At 39.7% G+C, this 4,417-nt stretch carries 7 protein-coding genes; 5 read left to right on the forward strand and 2 right to left on the reverse strand.

Annotated elements, in window-relative coordinates; genetic code table 11:
- From rpsF to rplI, 3 genes are all read left to right on the forward strand, one after another.
- Positions 1 to 247 (forward strand): 30S ribosomal protein S6 (rpsF, locus tag ACR2F3_RS01745; RefSeq protein ID WP_432708260.1); only part of this gene is annotated, 247 nt, incomplete at its 5' end.
- The gene (rpsR, locus tag ACR2F3_RS01750; protein WP_196859830.1) at positions 247 to 510 is read left to right on the forward strand and encodes a 30S ribosomal protein S18; all 264 of its coding nucleotides are present in this window, start codon (positions 247 to 249) and stop codon (positions 508 to 510) included. The genes rpsF and rpsR, both read left to right, overlap by 1 nt.
- Positions 511 to 520: 10 nt before the next feature.
- A complete protein-coding gene (gene rplI / locus ACR2F3_RS01755) occupies positions 521 to 964 on the forward strand; it encodes a 50S ribosomal protein L9 (protein WP_432708261.1) in 444 nt (147 codons plus the stop codon).
- Positions 965 to 1,021: 57 nt separating this feature from the next.
- Here rplI and ACR2F3_RS01760 read toward each other — a convergent pair whose 3' ends face one another.
- A complete protein-coding gene (locus tag ACR2F3_RS01760; protein ID WP_432708262.1) occupies positions 1,022 to 1,312 on the reverse strand; it encodes a PH domain-containing protein in 291 nt (96 codons plus the stop codon).
- 85 nt (positions 1,313 to 1,397) lie between these two features.
- Between ACR2F3_RS01760 and mtgA the strand changes: the two genes are divergently transcribed.
- Together mtgA and ACR2F3_RS01770 are read left to right on the forward strand one after the other, a co-directional pair.
- Positions 1,398 to 2,120, forward strand: coding sequence for a monofunctional biosynthetic peptidoglycan transglycosylase (mtgA, locus tag ACR2F3_RS01765; RefSeq protein WP_432708263.1), 723 nt, complete (start codon positions 1,398 to 1,400; stop codon positions 2,118 to 2,120).
- A 37-nt stretch (positions 2,121 to 2,157) separates the two neighbouring features.
- Positions 2,158 to 3,195, forward strand: a complete 1,038-nt coding sequence (locus ACR2F3_RS01770) for an isoaspartyl peptidase/L-asparaginase family protein (protein WP_432708264.1) — start codon at positions 2,158 to 2,160, stop codon at positions 3,193 to 3,195.
- A 4-nt stretch (positions 3,196 to 3,199) separates the two neighbouring features.
- Here ACR2F3_RS01770 and ACR2F3_RS01775 read toward each other — a convergent pair whose 3' ends face one another.
- Complete coding sequence (locus ACR2F3_RS01775) at positions 3,200 to 3,679, reverse strand: ABC transporter ATPase (RefSeq protein ID WP_432708265.1); 480 nt, start codon at positions 3,677 to 3,679, stop codon at positions 3,200 to 3,202.
- Positions 3,680 to 4,417: the final 738 nt, after the last annotated feature.

Consider the following 4,417-nt stretch of genomic DNA (forward strand, 5'->3'; position numbering starts at 1 on the left):
TCAAGAGGACAATTGGGGTTTGAGAAAATTAGCGTATCCGATTGAAAAAAAAGCAAGCGGATTTTTCCACCTTACAGAGTACAAATCTTCAGGTGAATTAATTAACAAGTTGGAGTTAGAGCTTAAACGCGATGAGCGTGTTCTACGTTTCCTGACCATTAGATTAGACCGTCATGCGGTTGCTTATAATGAGAAGAAACGCAGTGGTGCTTTTAACAAAAAACCTAAACAGGAGGCTGCAGTATAATGGCTAAGGATCAAATACAATATGTTACCGCTCCAAAAGTGGACGATAACAGAAAAAAATATTGCCGTTTCAGAAAAAACGGGATTAAATACATTGATTACAAAGACGCAAACTTTTTATTGAAATTCATCAATGACCAAGGTAAAATTTTACCTCGCCGTTTAACGGGTACTTCATTGAAATTTCAACGCAAAGTGGCGCAAGCGGTTAAACGTTCACGCCACATTGGTTTGTTACCTTTCGTTGCTGACCAATTAAAATAAGAGCTGAGAGATGGAAATTATATTAAAACAAGATATCAAGTCCCTAGGGGAAAAAGATGATATCGTGAATGTAAAGCCAGGATACGGCCGTAATTACCTGATTCCACAAGGATTTGGTGCTTTGGCTACGCCTTCAGCTAAAAAAGTTTTAGCAGAAAACTTAAAACAAGCTGCTTTTAAACAAGATAAAATTAAAAAAGACGCTGAAGGTATTGCTGTACGTTTAGCTGATGTTAAGTTATCTATTGGTGCTAAAGCTGGTGAGACTGGTAAGATTTTTGGTGCAGTAAACACTATTATGATTGCTGAAGCGTTAAAACTACAAGGTTTTGATGTTGACCGTCGCCGCATTACTTTCGAAACTGAACCTAAATTTGTTGGCGAGTATATCGCTAACTTAAACTTACACAAAGAAGTGAAAGTTAAAGTTCCTTTCGAAGTTGTAGCAGAATAGTCAAACTTATTCGATATAAAAAAAGCGTCCTGAATTTCAGGACGCTTTTTTTTGTGTCTACTTTTTCCGCAGGCTGCGGTACTCGTCTATTTGTTTCCTGATTTGCTGTACGTCACTTTTAGAAAAGCCATGTACTTTCACCTGGGTGCCATTGAGGTATAAGGTAATGGTAGAAAAGCCAATCATCGGGGTATCAATTTCAATAGCAGTGATGTCTTCATAATTCAGGTATTTAGATTCGCCGCTAAATACACCTGGTTTCTTAATCTCTACACTGCTTTCAGTTAAGTGTATCTCCATTGGAAATGCTTTATTGCCCTCAGAGAGCCTCGATGCTGTATATTTCATGTGTGTTATTTTTTATGTGACTGAATATAACGAATGTAACAAATTTATTGAATGCTGAAATGAAGGATTTGTTACCTTTGATTTCATGGCAAAAGTACGACGCGCTCCACAAAAAAAGCAACAACCTTTTTTGAAAAAAATTACCACTCTACTTGCAAAAGTGCTGATCTGGTTTTTAGTGGTCAGTGTATTTTGGGTACTGCTCTATCGCTTCGTTAATCCACCCATCACGATGTTGATGATTGTGCGTAATATCGAACGGAAGACCGATGGGAGGCCATTTAAATTAGAGAAAGAATGGGTGCCTTTTGAAGAAATCTCTGATAACATGAAAAGAGCTGCGGTGTCTGCCGAAGACCAGTTGTTTTTGAAACACATGGGTTTCGACCTGAAGGCCATTGAAAAGGCTTATGCCGATAATACCAAGGGTAAAAATGTAAAGGGTGGCAGCACAATTTCACAGCAAACCGCCAAGAATGTATTCCTGTGGCCGGGCCGTTCCTGGTTGCGTAAGGGGTTCGAAGCCTATTTTACTTTATTAATAGAGTTATTGTGGAGCAAGGAGCGTATTTTAGAAGTGTATTTAAATGTTATTGAAATGGGTGATGGGATTTATGGCGCAGAAGCAGCTTCGCAGACGTATTACGGCAAATCCTGCCGGAAGATGACGCGCGGCCAGGCTGCCTTGATTGCTGCTTGTTTCCCAAATCCAAGACGATGGACACCAGTTCGGCCTACGAACTATATTAAGAAACGCCAATACCTGATCATGAGAAACATGAGACGCTTAGGCCCATTAGATTTTTAAGCCTGTTTAACAATTTATTATTCATTAACCTAAACCAATGATAAAGACCACTAAATCCCTGATTTATTTAATGATCCTGGCCCTGATGCTGCTAGCAACGCTGCCTGGATGGGCACAGAAAAAATATGTAATGGTTATTCATGGTGGTGCAGGCACTATTTTAAAGGCAAACATGACACCGGCAAAGGAAGCTGATTACCGGGAAGCATTAACCCTGGCTTTAAAAACCGGTTATGATGCTTTGAAAGCCGGTAAATCAAGCATGGATGCGGTGGAAGTTACCATTCATACGATGGAAGATTCGCCTTTGTTTAATGCAGGCAAGGGTGCTGTTTTTACACATGATGGAAAAAATGAAATGGATGCGGCCATGATGGATGGCAAAACGCAGATGGCGGGAGCCGTTGCCGGGGTAACGACCATCAGGAATCCGATATCAGCAGCAAGGGCCGTGATGGAAAAGTCTGAACATGTGATGATGGTAGGCCAGGGTGCAGAGCAATTTGCGAAGCAAGCTGGCTTGAAGATCGTTCCACCGAGTTACTTTTATACCAAAGACCGCTGGGACGGTTTACAAAGAGCGATTAAGCAAGATTCCGTCAAAGCAGTATTGGATCATGTCAGCAAAAAAAGCAATTTACTGGGCATTAAGAATAGAGATGATAAATTTGGTACCGTAGGGGCAGTGGCTTTAGACCAGGCCGGAAACCTGGCTGCAGGAACCTCTACCGGAGGAATGACCAATAAAAAATACGGCAGGGTAGGTGATGCGCCGATCATTGGTGCAGGTACCTATGCAAATAACGAAACTGCAGGTATATCTGCAACGGGTTGGGGGGAGTTTTATATTCGCAATGTGGTGGCTTACGATATTTCAGCTATGATGGAATATAAAAAGATGAGCCTGCAGGATGCCGCGGCTGCTGCCATTGAAAAGGTGGGCAAAATGGGTGGCGATGGAGGTTTAATTGCCTTGGACCGCGCTGGAAACGTAGCGATGCCATTTAACACCGCTGGAATGTACAGGGGAACGGTAACTGAAGATGGAGAAATAGAAGTGTTGATCTATAAATAGAAAGTTACATTAAATGGGCGAAAACAGTACTGTGCCAGCTTTTTTCGAAAGGCACTTCCCATTTGTTTTCAAACTCTTCTAAGGTTTGAACCAGGTTGTTGAAAACAATGGTTTGTGGACCAATCTTTTTAATAGAAATCAGCGTCTCAAAATCTTCCTTATTAAGGGCTATGATTTTGTTGTCCGCAACATAAGCCATATTAAACCTATTAAACAAGTCTACATTAAATTCCTGTTCAATTTCTTTAACCAGGCGTACCGAGGAATCGATAGAACAACCGGTAACATTGGCTGTGGCTTCATCAACGGTAAAAACAATAAAGAAATTATAAATTACTTCTGCTTTAGCATCTAACTGGTGGCCATGTGCTTTCCATTGACTGGTAAAGTCCTGTAACTTCTGTTCAATAGCCTGAACTTCGGCAGCAGTAAATTCGCGGTCGCTTTGGTATACCCATACTTTAGATTTCGGAGAAAAACTCATAAAGCAAATTTAACATTTTTGAATTAAGAATGTGTAGCGTGTTTACTATTTTGACATCCAGACTCCAAAATTATTGATCGCCTGCTAAGGAGGCCTGCAAAAGAGGCTGCACTAATGCATTGAGTGGTATTCCCTTTGGGAGACTGGCAGAACCGAAAGATATGGCAAAATTTGTGGGGTTTCTGGTTTCTCCAAGAGCTGGTTATTTAACCGGCACAAATACGTGATAGATGGTGGAATGGTACCGACCATTTAAAAGTTGACGATTAAAAATAATAAATTATAAATATACCGATTATAGTAACGAATTTAGTTAAAGCACAAGACAGCTTTGATTCTTCAGCTTATGCAAACTGTTTTTCAGAAACAGGTGTAGTGCATGACGAAGGAAAAACTCATAAGGGAAGTACAGAAATTAAACAATGGAATAAGAAGACATATGGAATGCAATATATAATTTTGAGTTTTAATGGGGAACTTATTCGGTCGTTGAAAATAACTGTTTAGTACACGTAAATGAATAATGTTGTGTAGGCTGCTTTACAACGCTTTCTAATGAAAATATATCTTAAATCTAATTAAATGAGATATGCTTAAAAATTATGAAATAAGTGATGAGAGTTTCTCTACTGCGCAACTAGCTTTAAAGGAACTATTTCTAAGTCAGGATGAAATTCCTGATGTCGTGAAGATACATAGTCAAGTACACCAGAAAAGAATTCTAATTAATGGTGAATT

Origin of the sequence: Pedobacter sp. (assembly GCF_045627485.1) — a bacterium.
Lineage (GTDB): Bacteria > Bacteroidota > Bacteroidia > Sphingobacteriales > Sphingobacteriaceae > Pedobacter.